The 16,836-nt window shown below is 69.9% G+C and carries 11 protein-coding genes; 4 read left to right on the forward strand and 7 right to left on the reverse strand.

Translation table 11 applies throughout. From position 1 onward, the window contains the following. Nucleotides 1-62: 62 nt before the first annotated feature. The 5 genes from ABB07_RS30810 to ABB07_RS30830 form a co-directional block, all read right to left on the reverse strand. A complete protein-coding gene (locus ABB07_RS30810) occupies nt 63-734 on the reverse strand; it encodes a FadR/GntR family transcriptional regulator (protein WP_208901786.1) in 672 nt (223 codons plus the stop codon). A 387-nt stretch (nt 735-1,121) separates the two neighbouring features. After that, nucleotides 1,122-2,738: a glycerol-3-phosphate dehydrogenase/oxidase gene (locus ABB07_RS30815; RefSeq protein WP_208901787.1), complete on the reverse strand. Its 1,617-nt coding sequence runs from the start codon at nt 2,736-2,738 to the stop codon at nt 1,122-1,124. A gap of 48 nt (nt 2,739-2,786) precedes the next feature. After that, nucleotides 2,787-4,325 carry a glycerol kinase GlpK gene (glpK, locus tag ABB07_RS30820; protein WP_208901788.1) on the reverse strand — a complete coding sequence of 513 codons (1,539 nt, stop codon included), beginning with the start codon at nt 4,323-4,325 and terminating at the stop codon, nt 2,787-2,789. A 61-nt stretch (nt 4,326-4,386) separates the two neighbouring features. After that, the gene (locus ABB07_RS30825; RefSeq protein ID WP_208901789.1) at nt 4,387-5,181 is read right to left on the reverse strand and encodes an MIP/aquaporin family protein; all 795 of its coding nucleotides are present in this window, start codon (nt 5,179-5,181) and stop codon (nt 4,387-4,389) included. A 369-nt stretch (nt 5,182-5,550) separates the two neighbouring features. Continuing rightward, nucleotides 5,551-6,315 (reverse strand): IclR family transcriptional regulator, encoded by a 765-nt coding sequence (locus tag ABB07_RS30830; protein ID WP_208901790.1) that lies wholly within the window; start codon nt 6,313-6,315, stop codon nt 5,551-5,553. A gap of 290 nt (nt 6,316-6,605) precedes the next feature. On the opposite strand from ABB07_RS30830, the gene metH reads away from it, so the two are divergent. The 4 genes from metH to ABB07_RS30850 all read left to right on the forward strand — a co-directional run bounded on the left by metH (nt 6,606) and on the right by ABB07_RS30850 (nt 14,769). Continuing rightward, nucleotides 6,606-10,121: a methionine synthase gene (gene metH, locus ABB07_RS30835; protein WP_208901791.1), complete on the forward strand. Its 3,516-nt coding sequence runs from the start codon at nt 6,606-6,608 to the stop codon at nt 10,119-10,121. A gap of 232 nt (nt 10,122-10,353) precedes the next feature. Beyond that, nucleotides 10,354-11,055, forward strand: coding sequence for an HAD family hydrolase (locus tag ABB07_RS30840; protein WP_208901792.1), 702 nt, complete (start codon nt 10,354-10,356; stop codon nt 11,053-11,055). A gap of 433 nt (nt 11,056-11,488) precedes the next feature. Continuing rightward, a complete protein-coding gene (locus ABB07_RS30845) occupies nt 11,489-13,093 on the forward strand; it encodes an ABC transporter substrate-binding protein (RefSeq protein WP_208901793.1) in 1,605 nt (534 codons plus the stop codon). 98 nt (nt 13,094-13,191) lie between these two features. Continuing rightward, a complete protein-coding gene (locus tag ABB07_RS30850) occupies nt 13,192-14,769 on the forward strand; it encodes an ABC transporter substrate-binding protein (protein WP_208901794.1) in 1,578 nt (525 codons plus the stop codon). Nucleotides 14,770-14,844: 75 nt separating this feature from the next. On the opposite strand, the gene ABB07_RS30855 is transcribed toward ABB07_RS30850, so the two are convergent. Beyond that, nucleotides 14,845-15,516, reverse strand: a complete 672-nt coding sequence (locus ABB07_RS30855; RefSeq protein WP_055703620.1) for a response regulator — start codon at nt 15,514-15,516, stop codon at nt 14,845-14,847. Between the two features lie 14 nt (nt 15,517-15,530). Beyond that, nucleotides 15,531-16,514, reverse strand: a complete 984-nt coding sequence (locus ABB07_RS30860; protein WP_425264828.1) for a RecB family exonuclease — start codon at nt 16,512-16,514, stop codon at nt 15,531-15,533. Nucleotides 16,515-16,836 lie beyond the last annotated feature (322 nt).

Here is a 16,836-nt window from a genome sequence, read left to right on the forward strand (position 1 = left end):
CGGGAGCCCGGACGCATCCGCACAGGTGTGTCCCCGCTGTCACCGGGTGCCGATCAGCGGTCTCACAGGGTGCTGCGCAGCCACTGCTCCACGCTCGCGATGTGCACGGTCGCCCAGGAGCGGGCCGCCTCCGCGTCCCGGTCGCGCAGCGCGGCCAGGATCGCCCGGTGCTCGCGCAGGGTGCGGCCGACCGCGTCCTCCTGGGTGAGGCCCCGCCAGATCCGGGCCCGCGTGGTCGGCCCCGACAGGCCGTCCAGCAGCGAGCACAGCACCGAGTTGCCGGCGCCGCGCACGATGCCGCGATGGAACTCCAGGTCCGCGGCGACCAGCTCCTCCACCGACGGCGCGTCACCGAGCGCGTCCAACTGGGCCGACAGCGCGTCCAGTTGCTGTTCGCCGATCCGGAAGGCCGCCATCGCGGTCGCGGCCGGCTCCAGGATCCTGCGCACCGCGAGGAACTCCAGGACGGTGTCGTCGCGGTGGAAGTCCACGACGAAGCTCAGCGCCTCCAGCAGCAGTTGCGGGTCGAGGCTGGTGACGTACGTGCCGTCGCCCTGCCGTACGTCCAGGATCCGGATCAGCGACAGCGCCCGTACGGCCTCCCGCAGCGAGTTCCGCGACAGCCCCAGCTCGGCGGCCAGCTCGCTCTCCTTGGGCAGCCGGTCCCCGGGCCGCAGCGCACCGGAGACGATCATGCCCTTGATCTTCTCGATCGCCTCGTCGGTGACTGCCATGACCGGCCTCCCTGGTCGCCAGACATCGGATGTCTCAGCGGCCATTATGCGGGCGGCGCGTCGACCCACTCCTTGCCGGCGGCCCAGCGCCGCACCCAGGCGGCGAAGCGGTGGGGTCGCCGTGGTCCACCTCGAAGGCCTCCCGCAGCGCCGCCAGTTCGCCGGGATCCGCCTGATCGATGTTCATGCTCCCCGTTGCCCCCGTTGCCCCCGTTGTTCATGCCCTCCATGGAAGCACCCGGCACTGACAACGCCCCCGGGCAGGCGAGAGGGGCGGCCCCATCGGCGTGGGGTCGCCCCTCTCGGTCGTCCGGACCCGGTGCGGCGGTCCGGCGCTGCGGAGACGGCCGGTCCCGGTCAGGGAGGCGGACCGGCCGTCACCGAGGCCTACTTCTTGTCGAGCAGGTCCTGCACCTTCGCCCGGACATCGTCCGTGGCCAGGCCCCGGATGGTCAGCGTGGTGCGGCGGCGCAGCACGTCGTCCGGCGTCTCGGCCCACTCGTGGTCGCGGGCCCAGACGACCTGCGCCCAGATCTCCGGCGCGTCGGGGTGGACACGCTCGGCCAGCTCCGGGTTCTCGTTCGCCAGGCGGGCGATGTCGAAGGCCAGGGAGCCGTAGTGGGTGGCCAGGTGCCTGGCGGTGTCGGCGGCCATGCGCGGGCCCGGAGCCGGACGGTCCACCAGCAGGCGGTGGGCGACGGCGCGCGGGTTGGCGACACCGGGCAGCGGCAGCTTCTTCGGCAGGGAGGAGATGGGCTCGAAGTCGTCGCCGAGCGGCTGGCCCGGCAGCGCCTCCAGCTTCTGCATGACCGTACGGCCGATGTGCCGGAAGGTGGTCCACTTGCCGCCCGCGACGGACAGCATGCCGCCCTTGCCCTCGGTGACGACCGTCTCGCGCTTGGCCTTGGCGGTGTCACCGGGGCCGCCCGGCAGCACGCGCAGGCCGGCGAAGGCGTAGGTGATCAGGTCCCGCTTCAGCTGCTGGTCCCGGACGGAGAACGCGGCCTCGTCCAGGATCTGGGCTATGTCCTTGTCGTTGACGGACACGTCCGCCGGGTCGCCCTCGTACTCCTCGTCGGTGGTACCGAGCAGCAGCATGTCCTCCCAGGGGAGGGCGAAGGTGATGCGGTACTTGTCGATCGGGGTGGCCAGCGCCGCCTTCCAGGGGGAGGTGCGCTTCAGGACCAGGTGCGCGCCCTTGGACAGGCGGATGGACGGCGCCGCGTTCGGGTCCTCCATCCGGCGCAGGTGGTCGACCCAGGGGCCGGTCGCGTTGAGCACCAGGCGGGCGTTCACGCCGAACTCCTCACCGGACAGCCGGTCGCGGAGGTCGGCGCCGGTGACCCGGCCCTTGGTGAAGCGCAGGCCGGTGACCTCGGCGTGGTTCAGGACGACCGCGCCCGCCTCGACGGCCGCGCGGACCGTCATCAGCGCCATGCGGGCGTCGTTCATCTGGTCGTCGCCGTACACGGCGACGGCCTTGAGGTTCTCGGTGCGCAGCTCGGGCACGTCCTGCGCCGCCTTGGCGGGGGAGAGCAGGTGACCCACGCCGTCGCCGAACGCGGAGAGCGCGGAGTAGGCGAAGACGCCCGCGCCGAGCTTCGCCGCGCCGTGCGGGCCCCCCTTGTACACGGGGAGGTAGAAGGTGAGCGGGTTCGCCAGGTGGGGGGCCACCTGGCGGGAGACCGCACGGCGCTCGAAGTGGTTCTCCGCCACCAGCTTCACCGCGCCGGTCTGCAGGTAGCGCAGACCGCCGTGGAGCAGCTTGGAGGAGGCGGAGGACGTGGCGCCGGCGAAGTCGCCGGCGTCGACCAGAGCCACCCTCAGGCCGGACTGCGCGGCGTGCCAGGCGGTGGAGATGCCCAGGATGCCGCCGCCGATCACCAGAAGGTCGTACGACGCCTTGGAGAGTTGCTCCCTGGTCTCGGCCCGGCTCGGGTTGGAGCCGGAGGCCGGGTGCGTCCCCAGGGCAGGCACGGACTGCAGGGTGGACTGACTGGTCATGTCGGGTACTTACTCCTCGTCAGAGATGTCTGAGCCGGTGCGGTCCGCTCAGCTCTCGTCCTCGATCCAGCCCATGGTCCGGTCGACGGCCTTGAGCCAGTTCTTGTACTCACGGTCGCGGGTGTCCGCGTCCATCTGCGGGGTCCATTCGGCGGCCCGGCGCCAGTTGGCGCGCAGTTCGTCGGTGCTGGACCAGAAGCCGACGGCGAGGCCGGCGGCGTAGGCGGCGCCGAGGCAGGTGGTCTCGGCGACCATCGGGCGCACCACGGGGGCGTCCAGGACGTCGGAGAGGGTCTGCATCAGCAGGTTGTTGGAGGTCATGCCGCCGTCCACCTTCAGGGCCACCAGCTCGTCGCCGGAGTCCTTGACCATGGCGTCGGCGATCTCCCGGGTCTGCCAGGCGGTGGCCTCCAGGACGGCGCGCGCGAGGTGCGCCTTGGTGACGTACCGGGTCAGACCGGCGATCACACCGCGGGCGTCGGAACGCCAGTGCGGGGCGAACAGACCGGAGAAGGCCGGCACGAAGTAGGCGCCGCCGTTGTCCTCGACCGAGAGCGCGAGCGTCTCGATCTCGGCGGCGGTGGAGATCAGGCCCATCTGGTCGCGCATCCACTGCACCAGCGAGCCCGTGACGGCGATCGAGCCCTCGAGGGCGTACACCGTCGGCTGGTCGCCGATCTTGTAACCGACCGTGGTCAGCAGACCGGCGTAGGAGTTGATGATCTTGTCACCGGTGTTCATCACCATGAAGGTGCCGGTGCCGTAGGTGGACTTGGTCTCGCCCTCGGAGAAGCAGCACTGGCCGAACAGGGCCGCCTGCTGGTCGCCGAGCGCGGAGGCGACCGGGATGCCGCCGAGCAGGTCGCCCAGCTTGCCGCCGGTGACCTCGCCGTAGACCTCGGCGGAGGAGCGGATCTCCGGCAGGATCTGCAGCGGCACGCCGATGGACTCGGCGATCTTCTCGTCCCACTCCATGGTGTGCAGGTTCATCAGGAGGGTGCGGGAGGCGTTGGTGACGTCGGTGACGTGCTTGCCGCCGTTGACACCACCGGTCAGGTTCCAGATGACCCAGGTGTCCATGGTGCCGAAGAGGATGTCGCCGGCCTCTGCGCGCTCCTTCAGGCCGTCGACGTTGTCGAGCAGCCAGCGGGCCTTGGGCCCGGAGAAGTACGAGGCCAGCGGCAGGCCGGTCTCGCGGCGGAAGCGGTCCTGGCCGACGTTGCGGCCCAGCTCCCGGCAGAGGGCGTCGGTGCGGGTGTCCTGCCAGACGAGGGCGTTGTAGACGGGCTCACCGGTGTTCTTGTCCCACAGCACGGTGGTCTCGCGCTGGTTGGTGATGCCGATGGCCTTGATGTCGTCGCGGGTGATGCCGGCCTTGGCGATGGCCCCGGCGACGACCTCCTGGACGTTGGTCCAGATCTCGTTGGCGTTGTGCTCGACCCAGCCCGGCTTCGGGAAGATCTGCTCGTGCTCCTTCTGGTCGACGGCGACGATACGGCCGTCCCGGTCGAAGACGATGCAGCGGCTGGAGGTCGTGCCCTGGTCGATCGCGGCGATGAAGGGGCCTGCGGTGTGGGCGTCGGTCACTGTGTTCTCCAAAAGATCCGTGGTGATAGGCGGTGGTACGGCGCGTGCTTCGAAGTGATTTCTAAGCGAAGGCGACGTTGTATATGCCTGCGGCGATGGCGCCGCCGATCAGCGGACCGACCACCGGGATCCAGGCGTACGCCCAGTCGGAACCGCCCTTGTTGGGCAGCGGCAGCAGGGCGTGCACGATGCGCGGGCCCAGGTCACGCGCCGGGTTGATCGCGTAGCCCGTCGGGCCGCCCAGGGAGAGACCGATCGACACCACCACGAGCGAGGTGATCAGTCCGCCCAGGATGCCGAGGCCGTTGCCCTTGTCGTTCAGGCCCTGCGTGAGGACCGCGAGGATCAGTACGACCGTGCCGATGATCTCCGTGGCGAGGTTCTGCGCCGCGTTGCGGATCTCCGGACCGGTGGAGAAGATGCCGAGGACCGGGCCCGCGCCCTTCTCCTGGGCCTCGACCGCCTTGGCCGCGGTGGCCTGCGCGCCCGGACCACCGACGATCTCCTTGTCGGTGAGGTGGGCGTGGAACTGGCCGTAGTAGGCGACCCACACCAGGGTCGCGCCGATCATCGCACCGAGCAGCTGGCCGGCGAGGTAGACCGGGACGTTGCTCCAGTCGCTGTTCTTGATGGCGAGAGCCACCGTGACGGCGGGGTTGAGGTGGGCACCGGACAGCGGTCCGGAGATGTACACAGCCGTAAGGACGGCGAAGCCCCACCCGAAGGTGATGGCGAGCCAACCGGCGTTACGGGCCTTGGAGGCCTTCAGCGTGACGGCCGCGCAGACGCCGCCGCCGAGCAGGATGAGTATGGCGGTACCGATGGTCTCGCCGATGAAGATGTCGGAGCTGGACACCCGCGACTCCTTTGTCCTTCGTCCAGGGGTAGCCGAACCCCGGGTCCCTCCGGTGGTTCTGGCGCCCTCGGGGGTGAGAGCGAATTGCCGGCCCTTGGCGTTGTCACACTCTAGCGCGTATTGCCGTTAGGTGTTCGACAATGCCGACCGATGGACGGGAGTCTTGCTTCGGCGTTACGCATGCGTCAAGGGTTCTGTTATCGAAAACAGGATCGTTATTGATCGCTGACGGTTGTCACTCTTCGCACGCTGACGTGCGCATTAGCCCGATATGCCGGTTTCAGGGTAGGGCGAGAACCGGAACGCCGCCCGGCGTTCCGGTCGCCCCCGAGGGGATCTCCGCACGTGACTGCAGGGAGCGCCGAGCGCTCAGAACCGCCCCGCGCCCAGGTCCCTGGACACCGCGCGGGCGCAGTCGCGCACCGCCGCGATCAGCTCGGGACGCAGCTCCCCGTCCCGGCACAGCCGCTCCACGGCACCGGTGATGCCGACCGCGCCCACGGGCATGCGGCGCCGGTCGTGGATGGGCGCGGCGACCGACGCCACGCCCTCCCAGGTCTCCTCGACGTCGGCCGCGTAGCCACGCGCGCGTGTCATGTCGAGGAGGTGCTCGAAGTCCGTCCAGTCGCACACCGTGCGGTCGGTGAAGGGCTTGCGGTCGGCCTCCAGCGCCTCGCTGTGCGCCACCGGGTCGTAGGCCGAGAGCACCTTGCCGAGCGCGGTGGAGTGCAGCGGCTGCATGGCGCCGATCTCCAGCACCTGCCGGCTGTCGTCCGGCCGGAAGACGTGGTGCACGATCAGCACGCCCTGCTGGTGCAGGACCCCCAGGTACACGCTCTCCCCGCTGGACCGGGCCAGGTCGTCGGTCCACACCAGGGCCCTGGCCCGCAACTCGTGCACGTCCAGGTAGGTGGTGCCCAGGCGCAGCAGCTCCGCGCCCAGCTGGTAGCGCCCGGAGGCGTCGTCCTGCTCCACGAAGCCCTCCTGCTGGAGGGTGCGCAGAATGCCGTGGGCGGTGCCCTTGGCGAGGCCCAGTGACGAGGCGATGTCCGACAGGCCGAGCCGCCGCTCGCCGCCCGCGAGCAACCGCAGCATCGCGGCCGCCCGTTCGAGCGACTGGATGTTCCGTGCCATCGCCGTCCTGCCTCCGTCTCCTTCGACAACCGCTCGGTATTCAACACCGTTCGGCAATGTCGAACACTACCGGTCCATGCCGACCTCCCGCTAACGGTCTGTCGGCACTTGTTACATCACAGGTGACCTGCGCGTGACACACCCGCCACCGGCGTCCGCCTCGTGGACGCCGGTGCCCATCCAAGCCGACTCCCGGTTACGCTGACGCCGTGCGGCATGCCCGCCTGCCAGGAAACCCTGCCCAGGGGCACCGCATAGCCGACAGCCGTCGCACATAGGGAGCCCCTTTCATGGCCTCGTTGCCACCGTCCCCTTCCGCCGACAGCCGGACCCGCGCGTCCGCGCTCCGAGAGGCGCTCGCCACACGCGTGGTGGTCGCCGACGGAGCCATGGGCACCATGCTCCAGGCCCAGGAACCCACTCTCGACGACTTCCAGCAGCTCGAGGGCTGCAACGAGATCCTCAACCTCACCCGCCCCGACATCGTCCGCTCCGTCCACGAGGCCTATTTCGCCGTGGGCGTCGACTGCGTCGAGACCAACACCTTCGGGGCCAACCACTCCGCCCTCGGCGAGTACGACATCGCCGGGCGCGTCCACGAGCTGTCCGAAGCCGGCGCTCGGGTGGCCCGCGAGGTCGCCGACGAGTTCACCGCCAAGGACGGGCGGCCGCGCTGGGTACTGGGCTCCATGGGCCCCGGCACCAAGCTGCCCACCCTGGGCCACGCCCCGTACACCACCCTGCGCGACGCCTACCAGCGCAACGCGGAAGGCCTGGTCACCGGTGGCGCCGACGCACTGCTCGTGGAGACCACCCAGGACCTGCTGCAGACCAAGGCCGCCGTCCTCGGCGCCCGCCGCGGCCTCGACGCCCTCGGCCTCGACCTGCCGGTCATCGTCTCCGTGACCGTCGAGACGACCGGCACCATGCTCCTCGGCTCCGAGATCGGCGCCGCGCTCACCGCGCTGGAGCCGCTCGGCATCGACATGATCGGCCTGAACTGCGCCACCGGCCCGGCCGAGATGAGCGAGCACCTGCGCTACCTCGCCCGCCACGCCCGCATCCCGCTGTCCTGCATGCCCAACGCGGGCCTGCCCGTCCTCGGCAAGGACGGCGCCCACTACCCGCTGACCGCGCCGGAGCTGGCCGACGCCCAGGAGACCTTCGTCCGCGAGTACGGCCTGTCCCTCGTCGGCGGCTGCTGCGGTACGACGCCGGAGCACCTGCGCCAGGTCGTGGAGCGGGTCCAGGGCCTGACCCCGCCCGAGCGCGATCCGCGCCCCGAACCCGGCGCGGCCTCCCTGTACCAGACGGTGCCGTTCCGGCAGGACACCTCCTACCTGGCGATCGGCGAGCGCACCAACGCCAACGGCTCCAAGAAGTTCCGCGAGGCCATGCTGGAGGGCCGCTGGGACGACTGTGTGGAGATGGCGCGGGAGCAGATCCGCGAGGGTGCGCACATGCTCGACCTGTGCGTGGACTACGTCGGCCGGGACGGCGTCGCCGACATGGAGGAACTCGCGGGCCGTTTCGCCACCGCCTCCACGCTGCCGATCGTGCTGGACTCCACCGAGGTGGACGTGATCCGGGCCGGGCTGGAGAAGCTCGGCGGCCGCGCGGTGATCAACTCGGTGAACTACGAGGACGGCGCCGGCCCGGACTCCCGGTTCGCGCGCGTCACCCGGCTGGCCCGGGAGCACGGCGCCGCCCTGATCGCGCTGACGATCGACGAGGAGGGGCAGGCCCGCACCCCGGAGAAGAAGGTGGAGATCGCCGAGCGGCTGATCGCGGACCTGACCGGGAACTGGGGCATCCGTGAGGAGGACATCCTCATCGACACCCTGACCTTCACCATCTGCACCGGTCAGGAGGAGTCCCGCAAGGACGGTCTCGCCACCATCGAGGCGATCCGCGAACTGAAGAAGCGCCACCCGGCCGTCCAGACCACCCTCGGCCTGTCGAACATCTCCTTCGGTCTGAACCCGGCCGCTCGCATCCTGCTGAACTCCGTCTTCCTGGACGAGTGTGTGAAGGCGGGCCTGGACTCGGCGATCGTGCACGCGTCGAAGATCCTGCCGATCGCCCGGTTCAGCGAGGAAGAGGTCACCACCGCCCTGGACCTGATCCACGACCGGCGCAGCGAGGGCTACGACCCCCTCCAGAAGCTCATGCAGCTGTTCGAGGGTGCCACCGCGAAGTCGCTGAAGGCGGGCAAGGCCGAGGAGCTGGCCGCGCTGCCGCTGGAGGAGCGCCTGAAGCGGCGGATCATCGACGGTGAGCGCAACGGCCTGGAGGCCGACCTGGACGAGGCCCTGAAGGACCGTCCGGCGCTGGACATCGTCAACGACACCCTGCTGGACGGCATGAAGGTCGTGGGCGACCTGTTCGGCTCCGGCCAGATGCAGCTGCCGTTCGTGCTGCAGTCCGCCGAGGTCATGAAGGCGGCCGTCGCCTATCTCGAACCGCACATGGAGAAGTCCGACGCCGAGGGCAAGGGCACCATCGTGCTGGCCACCGTGCGCGGCGACGTGCACGACATCGGCAAGAACCTCGTCGACATCATCCTGTCCAACAACGGCTACAACGTGGTCAACCTGGGCATCAAGCAGCCGGTCTCGGCGATCCTGGAGGCCGCCGAGGAGCACCGGGCCGATGTGATCGGCATGTCGGGGCTGCTGGTGAAGTCCACGGTGATCATGAAGGAGAACCTGGAGGAGCTCAACCAGCGCGGTCTGGCGGCCCGTTTCCCGGTCATCCTCGGCGGCGCCGCCCTCACCCGCGCCTACGTCGAGCAGGACCTGCACGAGATCTACGAGGGCGAGGTCCGCTACGCCCGCGACGCCTTCGAGGGCCTGCGCCTGATGGACGCCCTGATCGGCGTCAAGCGCGGCGTGCCGGGCGCCAAACTGCCCGAACTGCGCCAGCGCCGCGTGCGGGCCACCGCCGCCGTCGCGGTCGAGGAACGCCCCGAGGAAGGGCACGTCCGCTCCGACGTCGCCGTCGACAACCCGGTGCCGGTCCCGCCGTTCTGGGACACCCGGATCGTCAAGGGCATCCAGCTCAAGGAGTACGCGAGCTGGCTCGACGAGGGCGCGCTGTTCAAGGGCCAGTGGGGACTCAAGCAGGCCCGCACCGGCGAGGGACAGACGTACGAGGAACTGGTGGAGAGCGAGGGCCGGCCCAGGCTGCGCGGCCTGCTGGACCGGCTCCAGACGGAGAACCTGCTGGAAGCGGCCGTCGTCTACGGCTACTTCCCGTGCGTGTCCAAGGACGACGACCTGATCATCCTGGACGAGCACGGCAACGAACGCACCCGGTTCACCTTCCCGCGCCAGCGGCGCGGCCGCCGCCTGTGCCTGGCGGACTTCTTCCGCCCGCAGGAGTCGGGGGAGACCGACGTCGTCGGCCTGCAGGTCGTCACCGTCGGCTCGCGCATCGGGGAGGAGACCGCGAAGCTCTTCGAGGCCAACTCCTACCGCGACTACCTCGAACTGCACGGGCTGTCCGTCCAGTTGGCCGAGGCGCTCGCCGAGTACTGGCACGCGCGCGTGCGCGCCGAACTCGGCTTCGGCGGTGAGGACCCGGCCGACATGGAGGACATGTTCGCCCTGAAGTACCGGGGTGCCCGCTTCTCCCTCGGCTACGGCGCCTGCCCCGACCTGGAGGACCGCGCCAAGATCGCCGAGCTGCTGAAGCCCGAGCGGATCGGCGTCCACCTGTCCGAGGAGTTCCAGCTGCACCCCGAGCAGTCCACGGACGCGATCGTGATCCACCATCCGGAGGCGAAGTACTTCAACGCGCGGTGAGCCGTCCGGCGGTTCGGCCGGTTCGCCGCCCGCCTCCGGTCCGCCCCTTCCAGGCGCCTCACCCGGGCACACCGACGGCCCTCCGGCCTGCGGCGAGGGTGATTCTCGGCATACCCCCGCGCACGAGTGATAAACGAGGCGTTTCCGCCGCCGGAGACGTACACTGGTCGGTCCACCAGGCCGGTTCCCTGTCGGGAGCCGGCCTGCTCGTCCCTCAAGGAGGTGCGCCCGGATGACCAGCACGGTCCCCGCGCTCGGAACCCTTACGGCCGAAGGCTCCGCCCTGCAGGCGGTGCTCCTCGACATGGACGGCACCCTGGTGGACACCGAGGGCTTCTGGTGGGACGTCGAGGTCGAGGTGTTCGCCGGCCTCGGCCACACCCTGGACGAGTCCTGGCGGCACGTGGTGGTCGGCGGGCCCATGACCCGCAGCGCCGGCTTCCTCATCGAGGCCACCGGTGCCGACATCACCCTCGCCGAACTCACCGTGCTGCTCAACGAGGGCTTCGAGGACCGCATCGACCGTGCCCTGCCGCTCATGCCGGGCGCCGCCCGCCTGCTCGCCGAACTCCACGAGCACGCCATCCCCACCGCCCTGGTCTCCGCCTCCCACCGGCGCATCATCGACCGCGTGCTGAGCATCCTCGGCGCCCACCACTTCACCCTGTCCGTCGCCGGCGACGAGGTCTCGCGCACCAAGCCCTTCCCCGACCCCTACCTGCTCGCCGCGGCCGGGCTCGGCGCCCGGCCGGACAGATGCGCGGTGGTCGAGGACACCGCGACCGGTGTCGCCGCCGCCGAGGCCGCCGGCTGCCGCGTCGTCGCCGTACCCTCCGTCGCCCCCATCACCCCGGCCGCCGGGCGCACCGTGGTGACCTCTCTGGAACAGGTCGACCTGGCATTTCTGCGCGGCCTGATGACGGAAATGCCCTAGCCGTTCACCCAGCGTGAAAAGTCCATTGGCCGGGCTGGACAAATTTCCGAGGAAGTACACCCAAGTGGAATTCACAGTCGGTCGCCCGGTCGAATTCCACTGACTCCCCACACAGTTGGAAGTGTGACGTTCCCCACCTCGGCTCCCCTCGACAATCCGGCTCAAGTGTGCTGAACGGCCCTGCTCGGCCCGGCTCGACGGGTCTTTGTGTCCCGATTGATGGGATGCTGCACTAATCCTGCCGCTGTCGGGTTTTCGGTGTGTCCGCACCCGGTTTCACTGCGTGATGGGGGGTCAACTCACGCGGCCGTGAACCCTCGTGCGGGCGCGGACTAATCTCATCGCGAGAACATCGCCGCAACCCCCCGTGATCCGCCGCACCACCCATGCATGTCGGATACACGGACCCGAACAGCTCTGGAGAAACTCCCGCATGAACCGCAAGACTTTGGTGCTGCCGGCGGTGGCCGGCCTGCTCACCCCGGTTCTCGCCGCGTGCGGCGGATCCGGCAGCGGGAGCAAGGGCGGCGACGCCATCGTCGTCGGCACCACGGACCGGTTCACCACCACCAGCGACGCCCCGGCGCCCCTCGACCCGGCCTACGCCTACGACGTCGGCACCTGGAACATCCTGCGCCAGACCGTGCAGACGCTGATGGCCCAGCCCAAGGGCGAGGGCGACCCCGTGCCGGACGCCGCCGAGAGCTGCTCCTTCACCGACAGCGGCAGCGAACGCTACGCCTGCAAGCTCCGCGACGGCCTGAAGTTCGCGAGCGGCGACCCAGTGACCGCCCAGGACGTCAAGTACTCCATCGAGCGCGCCCTGCGCATCAAGTCCAGCAGCGGTGTGTCCTCCCTGCTGAACACCATCGACACCATCGAGACGCAGGGCGACCGCGAGGTCATCTTCCACCTGAAGACCGCCGACGCCACCTTCCCGTACAAGCTGTCCACCCCGGTCGCGGGCATCATCAACCCGAAGGACTACCAGAAGGACAAGCTGCGCGACGGCTTCGAGGTCGACGGCTCGGGCCCCTACACCTTCCAGGCCGACGTCAGCGGCAACGCGGTGTCCGTCGCCACCTTCACCAAGAACCCCAACTACAAGGGGGCCGTGAAGGTGAACAACGACAAGGTCGAACTGCGCTCCTTCGCCGACGCCGACGCCATGGGCGCCGCCATCGACAAGGGTGACATCGACGTCATGACCCGCACCATGTCGCCCGCGCAGATCCAGAAGCTGGACGCCGGCAGCAGCAGCAAGGTCACCCTGGTCGACATGCCCGGCCTGGAGATCCGCTACCTCGCCTTCAACACCAACGCCTCCAGCGTGAAGTCCAAGGCCGTACGCCAGGCCATGGCCCAGATCGTGAACCGCGCGGAGATCGTCTCCAAGGTCTACGGCACCCAGGCCGAGCCGCTGTACTCGCTCGTCCCCGCCACCGTCACCGGCCACTCCAACTCGTTCTTCAACAAGTACGGCAACCCCAGCGTCGCCAAGGCCAAGGCCCTGCTCACCCAGGCCGGCATCAGCACCCCGGTCAAGCTGACCCTGCACTACACCACCGACCACTACGGCTCCGCCACCAAGAAGGAGTTCGAGGTCCTGCAGAAGCAGCTCAACGACAGCGGCCTGTTCGACGCGTCCATCCAGGGCCACCCCTGGGAGACCTTCCGCCCCTCCGAGCAGAAGGGCCAGTACGACGTCTACGGCATGGGCTGGTTCCCCGACTTCCCGGACGCCGACAACTTCCTCGCGCCCTTCCTGGACAAGGACAACTTCCTCGGCTCGCCCTACTCCAACAGCACCATCCAGCACACCCTGATCCCGGCGTCCCGCCGCGAGGCCGACCGGCTCAACGCCGCCAAGAGCCTGACGGCGATCCAGGACATCGTCGCCGAGGACGTCCCGGTCCTGCCGCTGTGGCAGGGCAAGCAGTACGTCGCCGCACGGGACGACATCACGGGCGTCGCCTACGCCCTGAACTCTTCCTCTACGCTCCAGCTGTGGGAGCTCGGCCGCGGTGTGAGCGGCTGACGGCTCTCTCGTCCGGGGGCCAGGGACGGCTGCCCCGGACTGCCCGGGGCCAGGACGGCGGCCCCGGGGTGACGAACCGACGACAAGGCACATTTCAAGTGAACATGCGCAACCAGTGGCCAGTCCTGCCCATCGTGGCGGGGCTGGCCTCCGGCCTGTTGACCGGCTGCGGCTCGGGGAGCGGTGATTCCGGGGGTACCGGCTCCTCCGTGGTGATGGGGATGTCCGACGACGTCCTCGCCACGGACCCGGCCTCCGGCTACGACCCCGGCTCCTGGCTGTTGTTCGACAACGTCTTCCAGTCACTGCTCAGCTTCCCCAAGGGCCAGACCGAACCCCAGCCGGAACTCGCCAGGCAATGCACCTTCACCGACTCCCGGGCCACCGTCTACCAGTGCACCCTCAAGGACGGCCTGAAGTTCAGCAACGGTGACCCGCTCACCTCGAAGGACGTCAAGTTCTCCTTCGACCGCATGCTGAAGATCAACGACCCCGCCGGGCCCGCGGTCATGTTCGCGATGCTCGGCAGCATCGACACCCCGGACGCGAAGACGGTCGTCTTCCACCTGAAATACTCCGACGCCACCTTCCCCAGCAAGATCGCCTCCGGCGCCGGCTCCATCGTCGACCACCTCCAGTACGACGCGGGCGGCCTGCGCGCCGACCACCAGGCCGTCGGCTCCGGCCCCTACAAGCTCGACTCGTTCGACAAGGACAAGGCGGTCTTCTCCGTCAACGGCAACTACCAGGGCACCGCCAAGGTCAAGAACTCCGGCGTCACCCTGAAGTTCTTCCACGGCGACCGAGCCGCCCTGAAGAAGGCCCTCCTCGACGGCGACGTCGACATCGCCTACCGAGGCCTGTCCGCCGCCGACATCGCCGGACTCGACCAGCAGGAAGGCAAGGGCGTCGACGTCATCGAAGGCAGCAGCGCCGAAGTCCAGCACCTGGTCTTCAACATGAGCGACCCGGTCGCCGGGAACCTCGGCGTCCGCAAGGCCATGGCCTACCTCGTCGACCGCGACGCCCTCATCAAGAACGTCTACCAGGGCACCGCCACCCCGCTGTACTCGATCATCCCGGCGGGCATCGTCGGCCACAACACCGCCTTCTTCGACACCTACGGCGCCCGCCCCTCCCAGGCCAAGGCCGCCGCGGCACTGCGCGCCGCCGGCATCACCGGCAAGGTCAGGCTCACCCTGTGGTCCACGCCGTCGCGTTACGGCCCCGCCACCGACGAGGAGCTGAAGGCCATCGCCGGGCAGCTCAACGCCAGCGGCCTGTTCGACGCCGACGTCAAGTCGGTCGGCTTCGACCAGTACGAGAAGGACATCGCGGCCGGCAAGTACGGCGTCTACGTCAAGGGCTGGGTCCCGGACTACCCGGACGCCGACAACTTCACGGCCCCCTTCTTCGGCAAGGGCAACGTGCTGGACAACCACTACAGCAACCGCGCCATCACCGGCACCCTCATCCCCGACACCGCCGCCCAGAGCGACCGGGCCGCCACCGACAAGGACTTCGGCAGGCTGCAGAACATCGTCGCCACCGAACTGCCCGTCCTGCCCGTCTGGCAGGCCAAGCAGTACGCGGTCGTCCGCGACGGCGTCTACGGCCTGGAGTACTGCCTGGACGCCTCGACAGTGTTCCGGTTCTGGGAACTCAGCAAGAGCTGACGGCCGTTGACACCGAGGGCGCCCATCTCCACGCGGGAGGGGCGCCCTTCGCCGTCGTACCGGACCCGCGCGCCCTCACTGCGCGCCGGGACGCACCAGACCGCTCTCGTACGCGTACACCGCCGCCTGCACCCGGTCCCGCAGACCCAGCTTGGTCAGCACATGCCCCACGTGCGTCTTCACGGTGGTCTCGCTGACGAACAGATCGGCGGCGATCTCCGCGTTCGACAGACCGCGCGCCACCAGCTTCAGCACCTCCACCTCACGGTCGGTGAGGGTGTTCAGCGTGTCCGGCACCGGCTCCTCACCCGAGGGAAGATGCCCGGCGTACTTGTCCAGCAGCCGGCGCGTGATGCTCGGCGCCAGCATCGCCTCACCGGCCGCCACCACCCGGATCGCCTGCACCAGTTCGTTCGCCGGCGCGTCCTTCAGCAGAAAGCCGCTCGCACCGGCCCGCAGCGCCTCCACCACGTACTCGTCCAGATCGAACGTGGTCAGCACCAGCACCTTCGCCGGACCGTCCCGGCCCGGACCGGTGATCTGCCGGGTCGCCTCCACCCCGTCCATCCGCGGCATACGGATGTCCATCAGCACCACGTCCGGCTGCAGGGCCCGCACCTGATCGAGAGCCTGCAGGCCGTCACCGGCCTCGCCCACGACCGCGATGTCCTGCTCGGCCTCCAGGATCATCCGGAAACCCGTACGCAGCAGGGGCTGGTCGTCGACCAGTAGGACACGGATGGCCACGTGACACTCCTTCGCTAGTCCGGGCCCATTCTGCCCTGCGACACACTCCCGGACTCGCCCACCCTCACCGGCAACGGATACGGCGGGGGAGTGCCGCCGAACTCCGGACAGTGCGCCTGGTGATCGCACCAGCCGCACAGCCTGGTCGGACGCGGCCGCCACTCCCCGCTCTCCGTGGCCTGCCGGATGGCCTCCCACAGCGCGTGCAGCTTGCGCTCCACCCGCTCCAGATCGGCGAGCACCGGGTCGTACGTCAGCACATCCCCGCTGCCGAGATAGACCAGCTGGAGCCGCCGCGGCACGACCCCCTTCAACCGCCACACCACCAGGGCGTAGAACTTCATCTGGAACAGCGCGCCCTCGGAGTACTCCGGCCGCGGCGCCTTGCCCGTCTTGTAGTCGACGATCCGCACCTCACCAGTCGGCGCCACGTCCACCCGGTCGATGATCCCGCGCAGCCGCAGCCCCGACTCCAGCTCGGCCTCCACGAACAGCTCCCGCTCGGCCGGCTCCAACCGCGTCGGATCCTCCAGCGTGAACCAGCGCTCGACCAGCCGCTCCGCCTCCCCGAGCCACCCAGCCAGCCGCTCCCCGCCCGGGTCGTCCGCGAACAGCTCCATCAGCTCCGGCCTGCTCTCCCGCAGCCGGTCCCACTGGCCCGGAATCAGCGCCTTCGCCCGGGGCGCGGTCCGCTCCGCCGCGGGAGCGTCGAACAGCCGCTCCAGCACCGCGTGCACCAGCGTGCCCCGGGTCGCCGCCGCGCTCGGCTTCTCCGGCAGCCGGTCGATCACCCGGAACCGGTACAGCAGCGGGCACTGCATGAAATCGCCGGCCCGGGACGGGGACAGCGAGGTGGGCGCCATGGCGACGCGCTCGGTGCCCTCCCGCAGGGCGGCGGCCGCGGTCACCTCCGGCTCGACTGCCGCGCCGGACGGGGCGGGCGCCCCGGGAGCGGCAGGTGCGCCGGAGCCGGACGGCGCCTGCGCAGCGGCCGGCACCGCGGAGCCGGGCTCGGGGGCCGCGCCGGAGCCGGACGGCGCCTCCTGAGCGGCCGGCACCGCGGAGCCGGGCTCGGGGGACGTGCCGGAGACGGCGGGCGCCTCCGCGGCGGGGGACGCCCCGGCCACGGTGGATGCCCCGGCCTCGTCCGCAGCTATCGAGGGGCCCGGCACCGGCGCCGGGACCGGCGCAGCCGTCATGGGCGTCCGCTGCGGCGCCTTCGCCGGATCCGTCTGCTCGGCGCCCCCCGGCAGGGCTCCCGCGTCCTCGATGCTGCTGTCCATGTCCACAGACCTTACGGCCCACCACTGACAGTGACCC

It is taken from the genome of Streptomyces incarnatus (genome assembly GCF_001027185.1).
In the GTDB taxonomy this organism is placed as follows: domain Bacteria; phylum Actinomycetota; class Actinomycetes; order Streptomycetales; family Streptomycetaceae; genus Streptomyces; species Streptomyces puniciscabiei.

Excerpts from the sequence above, each read along its gene's own strand:
- ABB07_RS30810 (WP_208901786.1), bottom strand. The coding sequence starts at position 734 with ATGGCAGTCACCGACGAGGCGATCGAGAAGATCAAGGGCATGATCGTC.
- ABB07_RS30815 (WP_208901787.1), bottom strand. The coding sequence starts at position 2,738 with ATGACCAGTCAGTCCACCCTGCAGTCCGTGCCTGCCCTGGGGACGCAC.
- ABB07_RS30830 (WP_208901790.1), bottom strand. The coding sequence starts at position 6,315 with ATGGCACGGAACATCCAGTCGCTCGAACGGGCGGCCGCGATGCTGCGG.
- metH (WP_208901791.1), top strand. The coding sequence starts at position 6,606 with ATGGCCTCGTTGCCACCGTCCCCTTCCGCCGACAGCCGGACCCGCGCG.
- ABB07_RS30840 (WP_208901792.1), top strand. The coding sequence starts at position 10,354 with ATGACCAGCACGGTCCCCGCGCTCGGAACCCTTACGGCCGAAGGCTCC.
- ABB07_RS30845 (WP_208901793.1), top strand. The coding sequence starts at position 11,489 with ATGAACCGCAAGACTTTGGTGCTGCCGGCGGTGGCCGGCCTGCTCACC.